Source organism: Paenibacillus tianjinensis (assembly GCF_017086365.1).
GTDB lineage: Bacteria > Bacillota > Bacilli > Paenibacillales > Paenibacillaceae > Paenibacillus_AQ > Paenibacillus_AQ tianjinensis.
In genome coordinates, this window is sequence record NZ_CP070969.1 from 1,193,782 (window position 1) to 1,212,869 (window position 19,088).

Below are 19,088 nucleotides of genomic sequence, written 5' to 3' on the forward strand. Positions count from 1 at the left end.
GCGTATGCCGCCGGGCAGGGTCCCTGTCTTTAATTCATGGTCATGCCGCCGGTGACATTGATCGCCTGGCCGGTCATATAAGCAGAGAGGGGACTGGCGAGAAACAGTACAACATTAGCCACATCCTCCACTTCAGCCGTCCGGCCCAGCGGCACCTGTGAGCGATCCTCAGCCAGTATATCCTCCGGCTCCATTCCGCGTAAAGCGGCACCTTCGACACGCTCACGCCGTTTCATATCCGTCTCCACAATGCCCGGACAGACGGCATTTACCAGAATCTGTTCCTTGGCCAGCTCCAGTGCCATCACTTTGGTGAAGCCCAGCACGGCATGCTTGGAGGCAACATAGTTGCCCATACAGCGGTAGCCGTTCTTGCCTGCCTGTGAAGCGATGTTGATGATTCGCCCTCCGCCGCCCTGCCGAAGCATCTGCCGCGCACCGGCTTGAGAAACCAGATACACGCCTTTGGCGTTGATATCCATGACCTTATCCCAATCCGCTTCCTTGATATCCACGGCAAAATCCATCGTTGACATGCCGCTGTTATTCACCAAGAAGTCAATCCGGCCAAACGTCTCCACCGCACAGTCAATCAGCCGCGCAGCATCCCCGCTCATTGTCACATCCATCCGGATCAGCACCAGCCGCTCATGTACACGCGCCAGCTCTGCCTTGCAGGCGATATCGCCGATGACGACATTTGCTCCAGCCTCAAGGAACAAATTGGCGATGCCTTTGCCTATCCCGGTAAGCCCCCCGGTGACCACCAGTGTTTTTCCAGTGAAATCAATACTTAGCATGGCTGCCCTTGTCCTCCCGGATTAGCTTCTGAACGGGTCATCACTGATGCCTGCTTCGAGCACGATGCGGGCATATTCCTGGGCACTGAACAAAGAGTGGTCCTTATAGTTGCCACATTCGAGGGCAGAAACTGCCGGAACATGCTCTGTTTCAAGCACTTTATTCAGTACCTTGGTCAGCGCGGCAGCGACATCGGCAGGATTATGCTCATCCCAGATAATCAGATAAAAACCGGTTCTGCAGCCCATCGGGGAAATATCAATAATGCCTTCAAGCTCATCGCGTAAATACGTGGCCAGCAGATGCTCCAGCGTATGGACAGCGGCAGTAGGCAGGGCATCCACATTCGGCTGCAGCAGCCGCAGATCGTATTTCTGAATCGTGCTGCCTTTTTCATTTTTTTCGGTCCCTGCAATCCGGACGTAAGGGGCTTTTACTTTGGTATGATCCAATTGGAAACTTTCAACTTTAGCCATGTTTTCTCTCCCTTTCGGTCTTTTTCATATCAACCTATCACAATGTCAAAAGGAAGTAAATAGTTAATCTGAGTATTCCACTCAACTTAGTTAAAATGTATTGACATGAATAATAATGCATTGTAACATATGAATCAATTAAATTCTGATGCATTTACTTGGTATTAATTCACGCCTGCGATGCACAGAAAAAGATACTTAAGGGGGAGAAATAAACGATGAAGAAAAAATGGATTCATTCCTTGCTGCTGGTTACTGCTGTTGCTCTATTCACTGCGGGATGCGGCAACAATAACGAAGCTTCGGGTTCGGGCAGCGATTCCTCCGGACAAGAGAGCAAGACGCTGCGGATCAGCTTCAACCCGGGGCCATACAGTGACCAGTTCAAGAACGGTGTCGCACCTTATCTGGAGAAGAAAGGGTATACGATTACTTATAAAGAATTTACAGACGGCATTCAACCTAATGTGGCTGTAGCTAACGGGGAGATAGATGCGAATGTATTCCAGCACTCTCTGTATTTGAAATCTATTAATGAAAGAGAAAAAATCGATCTGGTGGGTGTAGTGCAAGTACCAACCCCGCCGATGGGCCTCTACTCCAAAAAGCATACCAGTCTGGATGAGGTAAGCGATGGTGATCAGATCAATCTGCCGAATGAGCCCGTAAATATGCTGCGCGCCCTTAACGTACTGAAAGATGTAGGCTGGATTACACTGAAGGATAATATTGACCCGCTGCAGACTTCATTAGCCGATATTACCTCAAATCCTCATAAACTGAAGTTCATTGCCACTGAGCCGGCCCAAGGCCCGCGTGCTCTGGAGGATGTAGACTACGCTGCTATACAGGGGAATTTCGCCGTATCGAACAATATTAAACTGACTACAGCGCTGCAGCTGGAAAATATGACGGATCCGTTTACGAATGTTGTAGCGGTGGACAGCAAGAACAAGGATGCCCAGTTTGTCAAAGATATCATTGAAGGCTATCATTCCGCTGAATTCCAGGAATATATCAAGTCGAAACCGGACTATGAAGGATACAGATTGCCTGACTACTTTAAGCAATAAAAGAAGCTAAACAGAGAAGAGACTCACGATCTGGTCTGCCGTTCCCCTTATGCGGATTGTTCCGCAGCAAGTTTTGTTCGAGCCAAGCGATGCTGTATGGCCTGCAAAACGGCAAGGAGGAGCGGCAGATCATTGTCTATTCCACAGAACCTGCAAAGAGGTGCAATATATATGGACTTTAAGCCTTCTACTGTAGTCACAGAACTCCCCGGCAATTATTTCAATGCGATGAAGGCCAAGATCGCCTTATATCGCAGCAAGGGAATGGATGTCATCGATCTGGCCAGCGGCAATCCCGACCAGCCGACCCCGCAGCATATTATCAATGCGCTGAAAGAGGCGATCGACAAGCCGGAGAATCAGGGCTACCCGCCCTTTTACGGCAAAACAGGCACCCTTGAAGCCATAGCCGCGTTCTATAAACGCGAATATAGCGTTGAGCTTGACCCGGAGACAGAAATTGCAGTGTTCAACGGTTCGGGGATCGGCGTGACCGGAATTCCGCAGAGTCTGCTTAACCCCGGTGACATCCTGCTTACTGCAGACCCGGCTTATCCCGCCTACCATGCAGCGGCTGCACTGGCCCGGGCCCGGGTTCACACGATTCCCGTCTATGAAGAGGAGGGGTTCCTTCCGGATTACAGCACAGTTCCCAAAGAGATTGCCCGAAAGGTCAAGCTGCTGATGCTGAACTATCCGAACAATCCGACCGGAGCGGTAGCCACGGAGGAATTCTTTGAAAAGACGCTTGCTTTTGCGGCGGCCTATGAATTTCCGGTGCTGAATGATTTCGCTTACGGCGCATTCGGCTTTGACGGCTATAAGCCGCTCAGCCTGCTGCAGCAGCCGGGGGGCAAGGAATACGGCGTCGAAACCTACACGGCTTCCAAAACCTACAATATGGCCGGATGGCGCTTCGGCTTTGCTGCAGGCAATGCCTCAATTATTGCCGCGCTCAAGCATTATCACACTCAGGCATACAGCACAGTATTCGGTGCGGTTCAGGATGCGGCGGTTGCCGCCCTGCTGGGGCCGCAGGAGGCTGTGCAGGAGCTGGGCAAGCTGTATGAGCGGCGGCGCGATGTTCTTGTCAGCCGGCTGCGGGACATTGGATGGGACGTTGCCGCTCCGAAGGGTACTTTTTTTGCCTGGTTTAAGGTGCCGGAAGGCTACAGCGGTGAATCCTTTGCCGGGCGGCTGCTGGATGAAGCGCAGGTGGCTGTAGCCCAGGGTGGCGGTTTTGGTGCCCAAGGCAGCAACTATATCCGGCTCAGCCTGGTAAACAGTGAAGAAAAGCTGAACGAGGCTGTGGACCGGATTGCTGCGGCTGGTATTTTTAAGCGGGCGGTGTCTGCTTGGGGTCAGGAGGCCAAAGACGCATGATTGAAATCAGAAATGTGCACAAAACCTTTACACGCAAAGGACAATCGATAGAAGCCTTAAGAGGAGTCAGCCTGAGTATCGCTAAAGGGGATATCTTCGGGGTTATCGGCTACAGCGGTGCGGGAAAAAGCACACTGATCCGTCTGGTCAATTATCTGGAACGTCCGACCAGCGGTGAAGTGTTCGTGCAGGGCGAGCCGCTCTCCGGATACAGCCCGGCGGAGCTAAGGCAGGTAAAGAAAAAGATCGGGATGATCTTTCAGCACTTCAACCTGCTGGAATCGAAGACGGTGTTCGACAACATCGCCATCCCCCTTGTATTGCTGAAGAGAAGCAAGCAGGAAATCCGTGAACGTGTAACCGAGCTGCTGGAGTTCACCGGGCTAAGTGATAAGGCAAACAGCTACCCTAAAGAGCTGTCCGGCGGGCAAAAGCAGCGGGTCGGTATCGCCCGGGCGCTGGCGAGCAACCCCTCCATCCTGCTCTGCGATGAAGCGACCTCGGCACTTGATCCACAGACGACTAAATCCATTCTGGAGCTGCTGAAACGGATTAACGAAGCCTATAACATTACAATCATGATTATTACCCATGAGATGGCTGTCATCCAGCAAATCTGCAATAAGGTCGCCGTAATGGAGAAGGGGGAGATTATTGAGCAGGGAAATGTGCTTGATGTCTTTGGCAGCCCGCTTCATCCCACCACGCAGAACTTCGTACAGACCGTTATTCATAACTCAGTGCCGCAAAGTGTGCTGCATACGCTGAAGGCGGAGAACGGACGGCGGCTGTTTAAGCTCAAATTTGTCGGCGGAGCAGCCTCGGAGCCGATCATTAACAGCCTGATCCGCAGATATGAGGTTAACGTGAATATTTTGTTCGCCAATATGACGGAAATCCAACAGACCACGCTGGGCAATATGATTCTGCAGATGCATGGTGAGAATACAGTGATCGACCAGGCGGCTTCTTTTATAGTAAGCCAAGGGGTTGAAATTACGGAGGTGGAAGCCTGAATGTTCGATACAGTAATTACTTCGGAGCAACTGTTTCAAGCTCTGCGGGAAACCGTGGTGATGGTGGGCGTATCACTCTTTTTTGGAGCGCTGCTGGGTATTCCGATCGGCATCGTGTTAGTGATTACACGTCCCGGCGGTATTCTCGAGAACCGGTTGATATACGCCGTGCTGAATCCGCTGATCAACATTATCCGCTCGCTGCCGTTTATTATTTTGCTGGTGGCCATCATCCCCTTTACCCGGCTTCTCGTGCATACCTCGATCGGTACCAGTGCAGCGATTGTGCCGTTAATCGTCTACGTGGCTCCGTATATCGGACGGCTGGTGGAGAACTCCTTACTTGAAGTCAGCCCTGGCATTCTGGAGGCTGCCGAGGCTATGGGGGCAACGACCTTTCAGGTCATTTGGCATTTTCTGCTCCCTGAGGCCTTTGGCTCTCTCATTCTAACCATGACTACCGCAATGATCGGGCTGGTCGGAGCAACTGCGATGGCAGGAACGGTAGGCGGCGGAGGCATTGGCGATCTGGCGATCTCTTACGGCTACCAGCGTTTCGACACCTTTGTCATGATCGTGACGGTGATCATTCTGATCATATTTGTCCAGGGCATCCAGTCGGCCGGGAACCGCTTGGCCCGTAAAGCCCGCCGTGATTAGTGAAAGGAACAGGGAGGAGATAATCAAGCTATGGATCAGCCAATAATCGTCCGCGCCGCGCCTCAGGAATATATTTGCCGCGCGGGAAGCTGGGGCAGTCTGGAACAGCATCTACAGAGACGGGAAATCAGCCGGGTGCTTGTAGTAAGAGGTGGGCAGTCATGGATTGCGGCAGCGCCGTTCTGGCCGGAGCTTACAGAGACGGAGACGCATTTTTACAGGTACAGCGGTGAATGCACTTATAGTGAACGAGATACGATTGCCGCCTATGCTGCGGATCATCAGCTTCAGGCCGTAATCGGTGTGGGCGGCGGGAAAATTACCGATCTGGTAAAATCAGCGGCGGCTAAGCTGAATATACCGGCAGTGATTCTTCCAACACTTGCAGCGACTTGTGCGGCCTGGTCTTCTCTCAGCGTGATGTATGATGAGCATGGCGAATTCATCCGCTTTGATATCTTCCCGCGCAGCAATGCGCTTGTGCTGCTGGACCCGGCGGTGATTGCCGCTTCCCCGCCTGAGCTGCTGACTGCCGGAATCGGAGATACACTGGCTAAATGGTATGAAGCAGATGTGATCATCAGAAATCTGGACTCCCCGCCGCTTGAAGTGGAGCTGGGCTGGTATGCGGCGCGTAAATGCCGCGAGAATCTGCTGAAGTACAGCGGGGAGGCGCTTGCTGCTATAAGAGCGGGCGAGCTGAACGATGCCTTGGTGCGGATCATTGAAACGAATATTATGGCCGGCGGTCTGGTCGGCGGATTCGCTGAGGATTACGGGCGGACGGCGGGAGCCCATTCGATTCATGATGCCCTGACCGGCATTCCCGAGTCCCACCGGGTGCTGCATGGCAGCAAGGTGGCTTACGGTGTGCTGGTCCAGCTGGCGCTCGAAAATAACTGGAGCGAGATTGCTGCTCTGCTGCCCTTTTATGAGCAGATTGGCTTACCGGCCAGTCTCGGTGATCTGGGGCTTGCGCATTTGACGCGCGGGGATCTGCTGAAGCTCGGCAGCCGGGCGGCTGTACCGGAAGCATCCATTCACCGGATGCCGGGTATCATTACCGCCGAAGCTGTCGCAGGTGCGGTAGAAGAGCTGGAGGCATACATAAACAGGCGGAGATGCGAACCCGCATCAGCAGTAAACGGGCGGGAAAAGAATCCTCAAGGTGAAGGAGCAAAGGCAACATGAGCATAGCAATTATAGGCGCTATGGAAGAAGAGGTAGCCCTGCTGCTGTCCAAGATGCAGGATGTAATTGAACTTCGGGCTGGCGGCGGCAAGCTGTACAGCGGAAGCTTGAACGGGCGGGAGGTGGTGCTGCTTAAGTCAGGTATCGGCAAGGTGAACGCAGCGCTGACAACAACACTGCTACTGGAAAGGTTTCACTGCGAATTAATTATTAATACCGGAGCAGCCGGCGGTCTGGGGGCAGGGCTGCAGGTCGGTGATGTGGTAATCGCGGAAGAGCTGGTCTACAGTGATGTGGATGCTACGGCATTCAGCTATGCTTACGGTCAGGTGCCGCAGATGCCGCAGCGTTATCCGGTTTCAGCCGGACTACTTGAGCTGGCGGTAAAGGTGATTCAGCGGGGCCAACGGCAGGAGCAGGTTGTTGCCGGCCTGATTACAACGGCCGACTCGTTCATCAGCCAGCCGGAGCGGGCCGATGAGATCCGCAGCAGATTCCCGGAAGCCCTGGCTACGGATATGGAAGGTACAGCGATTGCCCAGACGGCGTATCAGTTCGGTGTCCCGTTTTTGGCGGTCCGGTCGATCTCGGATATTGCCGGCGCCGGGGCTGCCGGCTTGTTCAAAGCTCACCTCGACCTTGCAGCGCAGAACTCGGCAGAGGTGGTGCTGGAAATTCTATCGCTGTACGAAACGCAGAAAGCTTGAATGAAACAAGAATATAATAGAACAGACCAGCCGTCTTACAGGTACAGGAGAGCTTATTCATGCTCAGTCCCGGCCAAGCAGGACGGCTTTGTGCTGTCTGTCCCCAGGCTCCGCCTTGAGAAGGAGAAGACTTTACTTCCTGCGTCTCTGTACATTCCTCCTCTCTGTTCTGTAAACTAATAAGAGATATATCACTTCCAGGTAAAGGGTTTAACACTATAATTCGGGAAAAGGTGATTTGACCTAAAGATAGGAGGATAAGAGAATGTCTCAATCTGTAATTCCAATTATGCTGGATATTCCAGAGAGTTTTGAAACAGAGCGTCTGCTGATCCGGGCTGCGCGCTGGGGCGATGGAGCAGAGATGAATGAGGCGATCGCAGAGAGTCTGAATGAGCTGAAGCCGTGGATGATTTTTGCCCAAAGCCTGCAGACGCCCGAGGAAACCGAGCAATACGCACGGGAGTCGCGGCTCAAATATCTCGACCGGAGCAATATGCACATGAATATTTATAACAAGGCTGATGGAACCTTCATCGGCTGCAGCGGCCTCCACCATATAGACTGGGATGTCCGCGCTTTTGAGCTTGGATACTGGATCAGAAGCTCCTGCGCGGGAAAGGGGTATATGACGGAAGCGGTGAATGCGATCACAGAGTTTACTATCCGGGAGCTGGAGGCTAACCGGATTGAGATCCGGTGCAGCGGACGGAATACCAAAAGCGCAGCTGTGGCGGAGCGAACGGGGTATACACTGGACGGCATTTTGCGGTGTAACACACGCGGCTTTGACGGAGAGCTTCATGACACGAAAGTATATGCGAAGGTGCGCGGGGCGGAATTTTAAAAGGGAGATGATCATCTATTGAAGAAGAGTGCATTCTCCAGATTAAGTACATACATGCTCAGGCATAAGCTGATTTATACGGTACTGCTGCTGACCACTTTAATTAGTATCGTCTATGATCTTACAACAGCCTGGTATCTGTCTAGAATCACCGATGCGGCGGTACGCCTCGATGTGGGTGCGTTTTCGGGACTGATTGCGTTTGGCGTTGTCTTCTTGCTCGTAGGTTTGCTCAACAATTATGCGAGTGCCTATTTCAAAACGAACGTCTCGGCCAAAATCAGAAATGAGCTGCGTCTGGAGATGATGGGCCACACGCTCCGTCTGCCGCAGTCCTATTTCGACCGCAACCATTCCGGCGATTTGCTGTCCCGGTTCACGAATGACAACCAATCGGTGGGTGAAGCCTGCGGAAGGGTAATGATCGATCTCATCCGCAATCCGCTGCTCGCGTTGGCAGCTTTTGCTTACTTGCTGTATATTAACTGGCTGCTCGCTTTAATCTGTTTTGCGATGGGTCCGCTGCTTTTTCTTACGGGTAAAGTATTCGGCAATGCGATGCGCATGAATAGTGTGAAGCTGCAGGAAAGCATGAGCCGGACGACGTCTTTTTTGAATGATATCCTCGGGAGCAGTGTGGTGTTCAAGTCCTTTTCCATCGAACGCAGACTCCTGAAGCAGTATAAGGGACACAGTGAGGATATTAATGCGACAGAACAAAAGCGCGGTTCAATCGAAGGGGCTACAGGTGCGTTAGCGTCGGTGCTGGGTAATGCGACGTTCCTTCTGGCCCTGATTATTGCCGGATGGTTCGTAGCGAAGGGTAAGCTTGAGGTTGGGGCGATGATCGCATTTATTCAGCTGATGAACTATCTGATCATGCCGTTCTCGTCGCTTCCGGGCCTGGTAGCCTCCATGCAGCAGTCGCTGGGTGCGGCGGAGCGGATTTTTGAAGTCATCGATGAGCCTGCCGAGGTCAAAGTTCTGCCGGAGCCGCTGGCGAAGCAGCCTGACTTCGAACGTCTGGTGCTCTCGGAGGTTTCCTTTCAATATCCGGATGCCGGAAAAGCCAGCCTGAGCAAGATCAGCATGGAGCTGCCGCAAGGCTCGCAAGTGGCGGTGGTCGGACCGAGCGGAGGCGGGAAATCCACACTGTTCAAGCTGCTGCTCGGGTTCTATACGCCGGATGAAGGTTCGATTGTAATTAACGAAACGGACATAACAGCATTAAGTCTGGACCACCTGAGAAGTTATTTTGCCTATGTGCCGCAGGAATCGGGTTTGTACACCGGAAGTATCCGCGATAATATTCAAAACGGGAGACCGGGTGCGCTGGAGGATGAGATTAATGAGGCGCTGCGGCAGGCGAACGCCTATGACTTTGTAATGGAGCTGCCGGATGGCATGGATACAGATATCGGTGAGCATGGCTCCAGGCTGTCCGGGGGCCAGCGCCAGCGCCTGTCGATTGCCAGAGCGATGCTGAAAAATGCTCCGGTTCTGCTGCTGGATGAAGCCACAGCGGCGCTGGATAATGAATCAGAAAAAATGGTTCAGCAGGCCATCCGTAAGCTGATGAAGGATAAAACAACGATTGTTATCGCCCACCGCCTGTCGACCATTCAGAATGCTGATCTCATTCTGGTCATGGAGAACGGGGAGATTGTGGAACGCGGTAGCCACAACGAGCTGCTGGCAGCGGAAGGCCGGTATTATGATCTCTACCATTCGCAGCTGGAGCAGGAAGACGGCGCTTCGGAGGCTGGAATTACGGGAGTTGCTACTGTAAGAACGGTAACGACGGCAGCCCAATCGTTCACGGCTGCTGTAACCGGGCAATAAAAGCATTAGAAAGGGTGCCTGGCGCCGGTTCTTCAAGAACCGGCGCCAGGCACCCTTTTGTTAAGCAGACAAGCTGATTATTCGGCTGTTTGCAGAATGAATTTATCGATGGCATATTTTACGCCGTCTTCGTTGTTGCTGAGGGTTACGAAATCGGCAATTTCCTTCAGTGCTGGAATGGCATTAGCCATGGCGACACCGAGGCCGGCCGCTTCCAGCATCTCATGATCGTTCCAGGAGTCGCCGACGGCGATCGTTTCGGACAGCTCGCAGCCGAAGTGCTGAGCCAGGAACTCAAGCGCAAGACCCTTGGTGCCTTCATGGTGCATGATCTCCAGGAAGTGAGGCTTTGATTTGGTGATGTGGACCGAATCGCCCAGCAGCTCACGGAGAATCGGTGACAGTTCATCCAGGAACGCCGGATCATCGATGATGAGCATTTTTGGTGTTTTTTGCGGAACGAGCTTACCTTCCCAATCCGGCTCGATGTAATACTGGGTTCTGTTCAGCTGGGAGTATTCGATCAGCTTCTGGTTTTCTTCGCGCGCATACAGCTTGTCGTCAATATAGGTCTGCAAGTGCAGGTCATGATCCACGCAGTACTGGAACAGCTTGCGCACGGCATCCTGCGGCACGTAACGTTCGTAGAGCACTTTTTCGTCCATCAGATTCTTCACCAGTGCACCCTGGTAAGTGATGATCGGCACGTTCAATCCGGTCTGGCGGGCAATGGCCTGGGCAGAGGCATAGGCGCGGCCGGTTGCGAGAGTGACAACTACGCCAGCAGCGACAGCCTGCTCCAGCGCAGTTTGGGTGGCAGGGGTAACTTCCTTGTCATCATTAATCAGGGTGTCATCAATATCGATTGCAATCAGTTTGTACATTTGGGTTCTCTCCTAAAAGGTTATTGTACTAGTATAGATGAACTCACCGGTCTGATGAAGCCAAAGGAGCGGATTCATCATGATCCTGGATGGTCGGGGCAGGCTCGGGGCTGAGCTCCGCCATGAGCATCGCTGCAAGGATGCAAAGGCAGCCCAGTCCAGCGGATAAGCCCAGCGTCTCACCACCGAAGACAAGCCCTGTGAAAGCGGCGAACACCGGCTCCATCGCATAAATGATAGCTACCCGGGACGGTGTGGTGTACTTCTGGCAGGCCGTCTGAATCCAGAAGGCAAAGGCGCTGGTCGGCCCGATCGAAATCAGCAGCGCCCACAGCACATCAGGCTTCATGACCAGCTCTGCACTGTGCGCCAGGGGTGCGGTTCCGTCAACTATCAGTGAGGCAAACGTACTGAGCAGGCCGACAAAAGCTAACTGCAGCGTTGCCAGCGGCAGGGCCGGATAACGCGGTGCATATACACCGGTATATGCGACCTGCAGGGCAAAGGCGATGGCACAGAGCAGGATCAGAGTGTCACCTTTATTGAGCGAGAGCGCAGAGCCGGTGAAGGTGAGCAGATATAATCCTGCCACTGCAAGTCCCGCACTGAACCAGGTATACCGGGAGATGGAATGCTTCAGCAGCGCCAGGGACAGGAAGGGTACGATCACTACCGAGAGGCCGGTGATGAACCCGGTGTTGGAAGTGGTTGTGTACAGCAGGCCCATCGTCTGGAATCCGTAGCCCATAAACAGAAAAAGGCCCAGCAGCAGGGAGTGTCCCACCATGCGCCAGCTTAGCATTCTCCATTCATGGCGGTAAAAAATAGCCGTGATCAGGGCCAGCAGCAGGGCGGCACCCGTGAACCGGATACTGTTGAAGGCAAGCGGCGGCAGCACTCTGACGGCATGCTGGACAATCAGAAATGTGCATCCCCACATCATTGCCACCAGGAGCAGACTGAGATCGGCTATTCGGGAGCGGTTCACCGCGGTCATCCTTTCATGAAATACAGAAAACGTATCAAGTTGTCCAAATTGTATCCTAAAACCAAGGGAAGGACAAGCCAAAACTATGCCCGAGCCAAGCCGGTAACCGGATTCTTAATCCTACATAAATGTTCTGGCTGGACAAAAAAACGCTCTCTTGGTATACTTCGGTAACCGCACATTTGTTCTTATTTTATTTCGACATCCTAGAAAGGGGCGGTTTCCAAGATGATGGGCAAATCCCATTTAGTAATCAGCACCGGGGTTACGCTCTCTGTGATGAATCTGCTCGGTTATGAAATCACGATTCCGGCGGTTGCCGTGGCGGCGGTCAGCGCTTTGCTGCCCGATATTGATGAGCCAAACTCGCTGCTGGTCCGCAAGGCTGTCCCTGAATCACTGCTGCGGCTTCTGCAGGTGACCTTGATTGGGGCAGCGGTTTATCTTTATTTTGCCGGGATCGCCGCTCCGCCGTGGAATATCGCCCTGGCTCTGCTGGTCGGCAGTGTGTCGTTTCTGCCGGGCCGCAGGCTGCGGCATCTGTTCATGCTGCTGATCGCCCTGGCGCTGTTCGCGTTCGCAGACGATTACGATCCCTGGAATTACATCGCTGCCTGCCTGCTGGTCGTATCCTCGGTGGTCCCGCACCGGGGAATCACGCATACGCTGTACGCGGCTGCCGGCTGGGGAGCGCTGCTCTACTTCGCCTCCCTCGGCATGAATGACGGCGGCAGCCTGTGGATCGCCGGAGGCATGTCGTACCTGCTTCATCTGCTGGCCGACTCGCTGACCCAGCGCGGGATTACCCCGCTGCCGCCGCTGCCCTTCAAGCTGCGGCTGAAGCTGATGAGCACCGGTACGAAGAAGGGCAGTAAGGTGGAGCATCTGTGCATGGTGCTCACATTGGCCCTGGCCGTTTATGTGTTTGTGCTTACCCCATGAGACGGGCAAAAAAAGCCCTCATGGGGCACCGATGGCTTTCCGCTGCTTGCAGCGGGGAGCCTTTTTTTGACCTATCAGAAAGTATATATTCAGGGGTCCCCGCAAAGTATCTGAATCAGCTTCCTTGAGAAGGCCCCGGCTTTGTGGGGTGGTTTTACGTTCGCTGCCTTCTTCAGGCATGATGTTATTTATTTAATTGACCCCACGGATAGGCATTGCTATATTGAACATACGTAGGTCCGGCTGACTAAACGGAGGGAGTAATCAGTGTATGGAGCTTGGGGTATTTCTGTCTGTAGAGGGATTATGCAAAAGCTATGGTCAACTGCCCGCAGTAGACAATGTAAGCTTTTCGGTACGCAAGGGAGAGGTATTCGGGCTGCTCGGACCCAATGGTGCCGGTAAAACCACGACCATAAGAATGTTATGCGGTCTCTTAAAAGTTGATTCAGGCCGGATTGCCGTGAACGGCATCTCCATGTCTTCCGGCTATGAGCGGATTAAAGCGATGATAGGGCTGTGTCCGCAGGAAATTGTGGTATGGGAGCTGCTGACCTGCCTTGAACAATTGAAATTTGCCGGAATGTCCTATGGCCTAACCTCCAGAGCAGCCGGTAATAAGGCCGAAAGCCTGCTCCAATCGCTTGGACTGTGGGAGAAAAGGAATAAGCTGGCCAAGACGCTGTCCGGCGGTATGCAAAGAAGACTTAATATCGCGCTGGCACTTGTCCATGACCCGCAGCTGATCATATTGGATGAACCGCAGGCCGGGCTTGACCCCCAGAGCAGGATTCTTGTGCGTGATTTCATCCGGCAGCTGGCAGAGGAAAAGACGGTTATCCTGACTACGCATGACATGGATGAAGCGGACAGACTTTCAGACAGAGTGGCCATCATAGACCACGGGAAGGTGCTGCTGACAGAAACTCCAGAAAAGCTCAAGGAGAAGTCCGGAGCGGGGGAGCTTTTGCAGATACGGGTAAAAGGGGTAAGCGCCGATGCAGCCCGTCAAGTTCTGAAGTCGATGCCCTATGAATGTACCGAGAGAAAGTATACAGATGGACTTTTTCTGCTTGGAGGAAGCGGTGTGCTGGAGCTTATCCCGAAGGTGAGCCAGAGATTAAAAGCTTTTAACATACCTATAGAAGATATGACGGTTCGAAAACGGACGCTTGAGGATGCCTTTATTGCTCTGACCGGAAGGGGGCTGCGGGAATGAAGCTGGCGGCTTCGGTTAGCAAATCCTTTAAGGAGAACCTAAGAGACTGGAAGATTCTTACGATGGTTCTGCTGTTCTCTCCGTTCTTTTTAGTACTGATGAATCTTTTTTACGGGGGAACGCCTGCTGCCTATCATTTAGGTATTCTGAATCTGGATTCAGGACGTGCATCGATTGAATTAATCCATAGCCTCAAGATGATGGAGGGGCAGGACAACTCGCGGATCTTTAAAATAAGCGGTTTCGATAATGAGGATCAGTTGAAGGCACAGGTAAAAGAAAAGGCCATGGATATAGGCATCGTTATACCCGAAGACTATTCCGGCAAGTTAGCCGGCAAGGCTACAGGGAACAACCTGGCTCCTGCTCAGGTTAGCTTTTATGGAAGCATGGGGAATATGCGATATTCGGTTGCAGCGGTTTTCGCGGCAGACGGTGTATACAAGCAAGGCATGGATATCGCAAAAATAACGCTGCCGGCAAACATAAATGAAACTTTTCTGGAGAAAAAACAGTCTTTGAATGAATTTGAAGGATATGTTCCGGGTTTAATTTCTTTGGCTGTGCTAATGGTTCTTTTTACGGCATCCGCTTCCATTGTGAAGGAAAATGATAAAAGGACACTCATCAGATTGAAGCTTAGCCGTCTTGGCGCGTTCAATTTCCTTGGCGGCATATGTATTACACAAGCCACTATAGCAGCAGGAGCCATTATTCTGTCCTATGGGACAGCACTTGGGTTAGGTTACAGGCCGGCACCGGACGGAGGCTTAGGCGCATTCCTTGTCATTGGGATCCTGTCGAGCCTCTCGATGGTAGCCATAAGCTTAGTGGTAGCAAGCTTCCTGAATACGATGTTTGATGTGTTAACGATTGGCTGTTTTCCGTTCTTTATCTTAATGTTTTTCTCGGGCAGCATGTTCCCTTTACCGAAGCTGAATGTAGTTACAGTACGCGGGCATTCCTTTGGGATAACAGATCTGCTGCCGCTTACGCATACTGCAAATGCTTTTAATAACATTCTGAACTATGGAGCAGGCTTAAGTGAGGTCTGGTTTGATTTCATTATGATTGCTATACTCACCGTTATATATTTCGGATTAGGATTGATACTCTACCAGAAGCGCAAGCTTTCCAGAGCGTAGTCTATTCTATTAAAAAAAACCAGCCAGACCCCGGGTTTGCGGAGCTTGGCTGGTTTTGGTGTGAATACAAGGCTTGTCCCAATAATCTACTCTTCCAGGAAAATAAGCCCGATAAAGTCCTCCGGCTCAATCCGCCCGAAATAATGCGTCAGGTCCAGCCCGGACAGTGCCTCTCTGACCTCTGCATTCTCATAACGTTTGCCGCGCAGTGCGTTCTCCACGTCAACCACATCGCCGACGCCGAAGAAGTCACCGTAGATTTTGATATCTTTAATGTAGGAATCTTCAATATCCATGCGGATATCGACGAGCCCTGCCGGGAATTTGCGGGTGTGCTTCACATTGCTCTTCGGCGACAGGCCGTAGTTCCAGTCCCAGTTCTGGTAGTGCTCCTTGGAGATTTCGCCTATCCGCACCCAGTCATCCGTGGTCAGCTTGTACTGCGGAACCTCAGAAGGCTCCATGCCGAAGATGGAACGCAGCAGCCCGTCGCGGAATTGCTCGATGGTCATGTCAGTACCAAGCAGCTCTTTGATGTTGGCTACGCGGCTGCGCACAGATTTAGTGCTCTTGGATTTGAATTTCTCCGGATTGACGTTCAGGGAAGCCTGCACATCATCGAGGTTGAGGTCAAACATCAATGTCCCGTGGCTGAACATGCGTCCGCGTGTGGAGAACTGGGCGTTACCGGAGATTTTGCGCTCACCGACCTGGAGGTCGTTGCGGCCGCTCAGCTCGGCATTGACACCCATGGACTGCAGATAGTCGATGACCGGCTGGGTGAATTTCAGGAAGTTATGGAACGACTGGCCGTCGTCTTTGGTAATGAAGCTAAAGTTGAGATTGCCAAGATCATGATAGACAGCCCCGCCGCCGGACAACCGGCGCACGACCTGAATGTTGTTGTCTTTTACATACTCCTGGTTAATCTCTTCGATTGTATTCTGGTGTTTGCCGATGATAATGGACGGGCTGTTGATATAAAAGAGCAGGTAGCTGTCGTCCATCGGCAGATTCTTAAGCGCAAATTCCTCAATCGCCAGATTAATCGATGCGTCTGTGATTCCTGTGTTATCAATAAAAAGCATAGTGTATTCCTCCGCCTGTGCATGGTTAACTACTGCATTTATTCTAAACTATCTAAGCTGAATTTGAAAATAAACATGCAGGGAAAAGTGGCGGAGGGGAATTTGGAAACTGTGGAAGTGGTAGCGGCGGCCTGCAGATTTTAGCTGCGAGCAGTAAGAATTATCAGGAAATCTGCAGACGTGCAGCGGCCGGAAGTCCAAATATTCTCAGTAGCCACAGCCCAAATAGAAAGCATTGACGTACTTCTGCGATAGAGGCAATAATTGGGTCAATGAACTTAAATGAGAGAGAAGATTAAAGGGAGTGTAGGCATGCTTGAAAAATATGGCCACGGCGGCGATCTGCTGACGGCCGCGGAACTCTATGGTGCGGGGAACGGCGCTTTTCTGGATTTCAGCGCCAATATCAATCCGCTCGGTCCGCCGCCCGGCGTGCTGGAGCTGCTGCGGGATGCGGCGGCTGCTATTACAGCGTATCCCGATCCCGGGCACCGCAGATTAAAGGCTCTGCTGGCCGGGGAGCTTGGGGTCGGCGCTGATTGGATCACTGTGGGCAACGGGGCTGCGGAATCGATGGCGCTGCTGCTGCTGGCCGTGGCCCCTCGCCGGGTGGGTATCGTAGAGCCCTGCTTCTCCGAATACCGGCAGCTGTCCGAACAGTTCGGAGCAGAGGTGCTCTCCGTCCAGGGGACGAGGGGGCAGGAGTACCGGGCGGAAGTGGAGCAGATCACCGGGCTGCTGGAGCAGGTCGATCTGCTCTTCCTCGGGCAGCCGAACAATCCGAACGGCGTCCAGTACGCTCTTGAGGATGTGCGGCTGTTGGCCCGCAAGGCGGAAGCCTGCCGCACAATCCTTGCCGTGGATGAAGCGTTCATCGACTTCATCCCGGAGGAGCGGCGGCAATCCCTGCTGCCGGAGCTGGGGTCTTACCGGCATACGGTGCTAATCCGCTCGATGACGAAGTTCTATGCCATTCCGGGGCTGCGGCTGGGCTTCACAATCGCAGCCCCGGAGCTTGCCGCAGCCATGACCGGCAAGCAGGTGACCTGGAGCGTGAACGGCCTGGCGCTGCTGGCCGGGGAAGCCTGCCTGCGCAGCGGGCGCGGCTACGAAGAGCGCACGCGCGGGCTGATCGCAGCGGAGCGGGAGCTGCTGCGGGAGGGGCTGCTGCGCCTCGGCTGCGCTGTGCCGCCGGGCGAGGCGAACTTCCTGCTCCTGGAATTGCCCGCAGCGTGGAGCGCTGCGGCTATGCAGGAGCAGCTTGGCCGCAGGGGCATCCTGGTGCGCAGCTGCGCCATGTACCCTGGCCTTGCAAGCGGACATCTCCGCGTTGCGGTTAAGGGCCATGAGGACAATGCCCGGCTGCTGCGGGAGATGGGAGAGATCCTGTAGGGTTGAATTTTTTTTGGACAACAGAATAGGCTCTGTGGAGTCAAATGATTCAGCCTGAATGTATGTATGAAGTATTCTGTTGTATTTTGTACAGCAGAATGTAAGCTGGGGACATATTAATTGAAATCTATTGCACTTTGTACAGTTGAAATAATAGAAAAGTGTGATTTCTAGGTGATTCGCGGAAATCTAGTGCAAGAAATACAGCAGAATGGATTTGGCGGGTGAAATTAGCCGGATCTGTTGTACAAAGTGCAGGCTTGTTAAGAAGGTTGTTTTGAGGGGACGGAGATACAGTAGCAGTAGTGGGGATTTCTCCCGCTAACTCACTATAAAGGGGACGGAGACAGACCCTAGCGGGAATTTCTCCCGCTAATAATTCCCTTATAGCTAATAAATACGTGTTTCTCTTGAAATTAACGGGAGGTATTCCGCCTATAGTCCGGTTTCAAGCGAAAATGAAAGAATTAGCTGGAGGTTTTCCCGCTATAGTGAATCGGATGGCCGGGGGATAGCATCCGATAGGCGGGATAGCATCCGATAGGTGGGATAGCATCCGATAGGCCTATAGAGAGCGGATCGATTCTGCGCCAAAGCCAAATAGGCGGATCCCTGTAAACACATAATGACAACATTAAAGTTACGGAAGGAGCGGATTAGAAATGACGGAAGTGAAGATTCCTTTTGAGCTTGCCGGAGGGGTAAGGGCGTATCACTCAAAGGTCTGGCCGGGGCTGGTTCTGGAATGGAAGCAGGAGCATCTGCTGCTGGAATTCCCGGCTGAGGCGGACTGTATATCGAGTGCGGTGTATGGCGGGGGAATGGGCCGGCTGAAGCGGGCCGTGAACCAGTACGTCAGCCGTGATTATGAGTGCAGCAATCCTGTGCGCGATATGGAGAACAAGCTGGCGGAATGGGGATACCCGGCGGAGGGCTGTGCCGGGCTGATGACAGCAGTACCGCTTGAGCATGCGGCTGTAGCCGAAGAAGATACAGGGTCGGCAGGTATTTTCTGCTGCGTCACTGCAGCCGCAGGCAACGCGGCCCGGGCCGGGGTGGAGCGGAGCGTGCTGAAGGCTTACCGCCTGGGCACGATCAATATTATGCTCGGCATTGACGGCCTGCTGACACCGGCAGCGATGGTTAATGCCGTGATGACGGCAGCGGAAGCCAAAGCTGCCGCCCTGGCCGATCTCGGGATCACCGATCCTGAGAATGGCCTGATCGCTACAGGTACGACGACCGATGCGGTCGTGCTTGCGGTCAGCGGGAGCCGCCGCTACGGGGCAGAGCATGTCTATGCCGGCACAGCCACTGAACTTGGCGGCGCTGTCGGCAGGCTGGTCTATGCCGCTGTGACAGCCAGTCTCCAGTCGGTGAAGGCTGTGCAGGAGCAGGCAAGGAAGAACGGCGAATGAGGCCTTATCTGAGCCG

The 19,088-nt window shown here is 53.1% G+C and carries 18 protein-coding genes; 13 read left to right on the forward strand and 5 right to left on the reverse strand.

Going from position 1 to position 19,088, the window contains the following annotated elements; all coding sequences use genetic code 11:
- Positions 1-29: 29 nt before the first annotated feature.
- Together JRJ22_RS05240 and JRJ22_RS05245 are read right to left on the reverse strand one after the other, a co-directional pair.
- On the reverse strand, positions 30-800 hold the full coding sequence (locus tag JRJ22_RS05240) for an SDR family NAD(P)-dependent oxidoreductase (RefSeq protein ID WP_206103539.1): 771 nt from the start codon (positions 798-800) through the stop codon (positions 30-32).
- Between the two features lie 21 nt (positions 801-821).
- Positions 822-1,277: an S-ribosylhomocysteine lyase gene (locus JRJ22_RS05245; protein ID WP_206103540.1), complete on the reverse strand. Its 456-nt coding sequence runs from the start codon at positions 1,275-1,277 to the stop codon at positions 822-824.
- Between the two features lie 218 nt (positions 1,278-1,495).
- On the opposite strand from JRJ22_RS05245, the gene JRJ22_RS05250 reads away from it, so the two are divergent.
- From JRJ22_RS05250 to JRJ22_RS05285, 8 genes are all read left to right on the forward strand, one after another.
- Positions 1,496-2,350: a MetQ/NlpA family ABC transporter substrate-binding protein gene (locus JRJ22_RS05250; RefSeq protein WP_206103541.1), complete on the forward strand. Its 855-nt coding sequence runs from the start codon at positions 1,496-1,498 to the stop codon at positions 2,348-2,350.
- A 171-nt stretch (positions 2,351-2,521) separates the two neighbouring features.
- A complete protein-coding gene (locus JRJ22_RS05255) occupies positions 2,522-3,733 on the forward strand; it encodes an aminotransferase class I/II-fold pyridoxal phosphate-dependent enzyme (RefSeq protein WP_206104985.1) in 1,212 nt (403 codons plus the stop codon).
- On the forward strand, positions 3,730-4,749 hold the full coding sequence (locus JRJ22_RS05260; protein WP_206103542.1) for a methionine ABC transporter ATP-binding protein: 1,020 nt from the start codon (positions 3,730-3,732) through the stop codon (positions 4,747-4,749). The genes JRJ22_RS05255 and JRJ22_RS05260 overlap by 4 nt, the downstream gene beginning before the upstream one ends.
- Positions 4,750-5,409 carry a methionine ABC transporter permease gene (locus tag JRJ22_RS05265; RefSeq protein WP_206103543.1) on the forward strand — a complete coding sequence of 220 codons (660 nt, stop codon included), beginning with the start codon at positions 4,750-4,752 and terminating at the stop codon, positions 5,407-5,409.
- A gap of 30 nt (positions 5,410-5,439) precedes the next feature.
- The gene (locus tag JRJ22_RS05270) at positions 5,440-6,600 is read left to right on the forward strand and encodes an iron-containing alcohol dehydrogenase family protein (protein WP_206103544.1); all 1,161 of its coding nucleotides are present in this window, start codon (positions 5,440-5,442) and stop codon (positions 6,598-6,600) included.
- Complete coding sequence (locus tag JRJ22_RS05275; RefSeq protein ID WP_206103545.1) at positions 6,597-7,307, forward strand: 5'-methylthioadenosine/adenosylhomocysteine nucleosidase; 711 nt, start codon at positions 6,597-6,599, stop codon at positions 7,305-7,307. The genes JRJ22_RS05270 and JRJ22_RS05275 overlap by 4 nt, the downstream gene beginning before the upstream one ends.
- Positions 7,308-7,572: 265 nt before the next feature.
- Positions 7,573-8,154 carry a GNAT family N-acetyltransferase gene (locus JRJ22_RS05280; RefSeq protein ID WP_206103546.1) on the forward strand — a complete coding sequence of 194 codons (582 nt, stop codon included), beginning with the start codon at positions 7,573-7,575 and terminating at the stop codon, positions 8,152-8,154.
- Between the two features lie 18 nt (positions 8,155-8,172).
- Entirely contained in the window at positions 8,173-9,996 is a 1,824-nt protein-coding gene (locus JRJ22_RS05285) for an ABC transporter ATP-binding protein (protein WP_206103547.1), read from the forward strand.
- Positions 9,997-10,073: 77 nt separating this feature from the next.
- On the opposite strand, the gene JRJ22_RS05290 is transcribed toward JRJ22_RS05285, so the two are convergent.
- Both JRJ22_RS05290 and JRJ22_RS05295 read right to left on the reverse strand, forming a co-directional pair.
- A complete protein-coding gene (locus tag JRJ22_RS05290; protein ID WP_206103548.1) occupies positions 10,074-10,880 on the reverse strand; it encodes a Cof-type HAD-IIB family hydrolase in 807 nt (268 codons plus the stop codon).
- Positions 10,881-10,923: 43 nt separating this feature from the next.
- A complete protein-coding gene (locus tag JRJ22_RS05295) occupies positions 10,924-11,868 on the reverse strand; it encodes a DMT family transporter (protein WP_206103549.1) in 945 nt (314 codons plus the stop codon).
- A gap of 228 nt (positions 11,869-12,096) precedes the next feature.
- On the opposite strand from JRJ22_RS05295, the gene JRJ22_RS05300 reads away from it, so the two are divergent.
- The 3 genes from JRJ22_RS05300 to JRJ22_RS05310 all read left to right on the forward strand — a co-directional run bounded on the left by JRJ22_RS05300 (position 12,097) and on the right by JRJ22_RS05310 (position 15,174).
- A complete protein-coding gene (locus JRJ22_RS05300) occupies positions 12,097-12,810 on the forward strand; it encodes a metal-dependent hydrolase (RefSeq protein WP_206103550.1) in 714 nt (237 codons plus the stop codon).
- A gap of 271 nt (positions 12,811-13,081) precedes the next feature.
- Positions 13,082-14,029 carry an ABC transporter ATP-binding protein gene (locus tag JRJ22_RS05305; protein ID WP_206103551.1) on the forward strand — a complete coding sequence of 316 codons (948 nt, stop codon included), beginning with the start codon at positions 13,082-13,084 and terminating at the stop codon, positions 14,027-14,029.
- A complete protein-coding gene (locus JRJ22_RS05310; RefSeq protein WP_206103552.1) occupies positions 14,026-15,174 on the forward strand; it encodes an ABC transporter permease in 1,149 nt (382 codons plus the stop codon). Before JRJ22_RS05305 ends, JRJ22_RS05310 begins: the two co-directional genes overlap by 4 nt.
- 86 nt (positions 15,175-15,260) lie before the next feature.
- On the opposite strand, the gene JRJ22_RS05315 is transcribed toward JRJ22_RS05310, so the two are convergent.
- On the reverse strand, positions 15,261-16,262 hold the full coding sequence (locus tag JRJ22_RS05315) for a lipoate--protein ligase (protein WP_206103553.1): 1,002 nt from the start codon (positions 16,260-16,262) through the stop codon (positions 15,261-15,263).
- A gap of 312 nt (positions 16,263-16,574) precedes the next feature.
- Between JRJ22_RS05315 and cobD the strand changes: the two genes are divergently transcribed.
- Both cobD and JRJ22_RS05325 read left to right on the forward strand, forming a co-directional pair.
- Entirely contained in the window at positions 16,575-17,654 is a 1,080-nt protein-coding gene (gene cobD, locus JRJ22_RS05320; protein ID WP_206104986.1) for a threonine-phosphate decarboxylase CobD, read from the forward strand.
- Positions 17,655-18,316: 662 nt separating this feature from the next.
- Positions 18,317-19,072, forward strand: coding sequence for an adenosylcobinamide amidohydrolase (locus JRJ22_RS05325; protein WP_206103554.1), 756 nt, complete (start codon positions 18,317-18,319; stop codon positions 19,070-19,072).
- The last annotated feature ends 16 nt before the right edge of the window (positions 19,073-19,088 follow it).

Excerpts from the sequence above, each read along its gene's own strand:
- JRJ22_RS05240 (WP_206103539.1), bottom strand. The coding sequence starts at position 800 with ATGCTAAGTATTGATTTCACTGGAAAAACACTGGTGGTCACCGGGGGG.
- JRJ22_RS05245 (WP_206103540.1), bottom strand. The coding sequence starts at position 1,277 with ATGGCTAAAGTTGAAAGTTTCCAATTGGATCATACCAAAGTAAAAGCC.
- JRJ22_RS05250 (WP_206103541.1), top strand. The coding sequence starts at position 1,496 with ATGAAGAAAAAATGGATTCATTCCTTGCTGCTGGTTACTGCTGTTGCT.
- JRJ22_RS05255 (WP_206104985.1), top strand. The coding sequence starts at position 2,522 with ATGGACTTTAAGCCTTCTACTGTAGTCACAGAACTCCCCGGCAATTAT.
- JRJ22_RS05260 (WP_206103542.1), top strand. The coding sequence starts at position 3,730 with ATGATTGAAATCAGAAATGTGCACAAAACCTTTACACGCAAAGGACAA.
- JRJ22_RS05265 (WP_206103543.1), top strand. The coding sequence starts at position 4,750 with ATGTTCGATACAGTAATTACTTCGGAGCAACTGTTTCAAGCTCTGCGG.
- JRJ22_RS05270 (WP_206103544.1), top strand. The coding sequence starts at position 5,440 with ATGGATCAGCCAATAATCGTCCGCGCCGCGCCTCAGGAATATATTTGC.
- JRJ22_RS05275 (WP_206103545.1), top strand. The coding sequence starts at position 6,597 with ATGAGCATAGCAATTATAGGCGCTATGGAAGAAGAGGTAGCCCTGCTG.
- JRJ22_RS05280 (WP_206103546.1), top strand. The coding sequence starts at position 7,573 with ATGTCTCAATCTGTAATTCCAATTATGCTGGATATTCCAGAGAGTTTT.
- JRJ22_RS05290 (WP_206103548.1), bottom strand. The coding sequence starts at position 10,880 with ATGTACAAACTGATTGCAATCGATATTGATGACACCCTGATTAATGAT.
- JRJ22_RS05300 (WP_206103550.1), top strand. The coding sequence starts at position 12,097 with ATGATGGGCAAATCCCATTTAGTAATCAGCACCGGGGTTACGCTCTCT.
- JRJ22_RS05305 (WP_206103551.1), top strand. The coding sequence starts at position 13,082 with ATGGAGCTTGGGGTATTTCTGTCTGTAGAGGGATTATGCAAAAGCTAT.
- JRJ22_RS05310 (WP_206103552.1), top strand. The coding sequence starts at position 14,026 with ATGAAGCTGGCGGCTTCGGTTAGCAAATCCTTTAAGGAGAACCTAAGA.
- JRJ22_RS05315 (WP_206103553.1), bottom strand. The coding sequence starts at position 16,262 with ATGCTTTTTATTGATAACACAGGAATCACAGACGCATCGATTAATCTG.
- cobD (WP_206104986.1), top strand. The coding sequence starts at position 16,575 with ATGCTTGAAAAATATGGCCACGGCGGCGATCTGCTGACGGCCGCGGAA.
- JRJ22_RS05325 (WP_206103554.1), top strand. The coding sequence starts at position 18,317 with ATGACGGAAGTGAAGATTCCTTTTGAGCTTGCCGGAGGGGTAAGGGCG.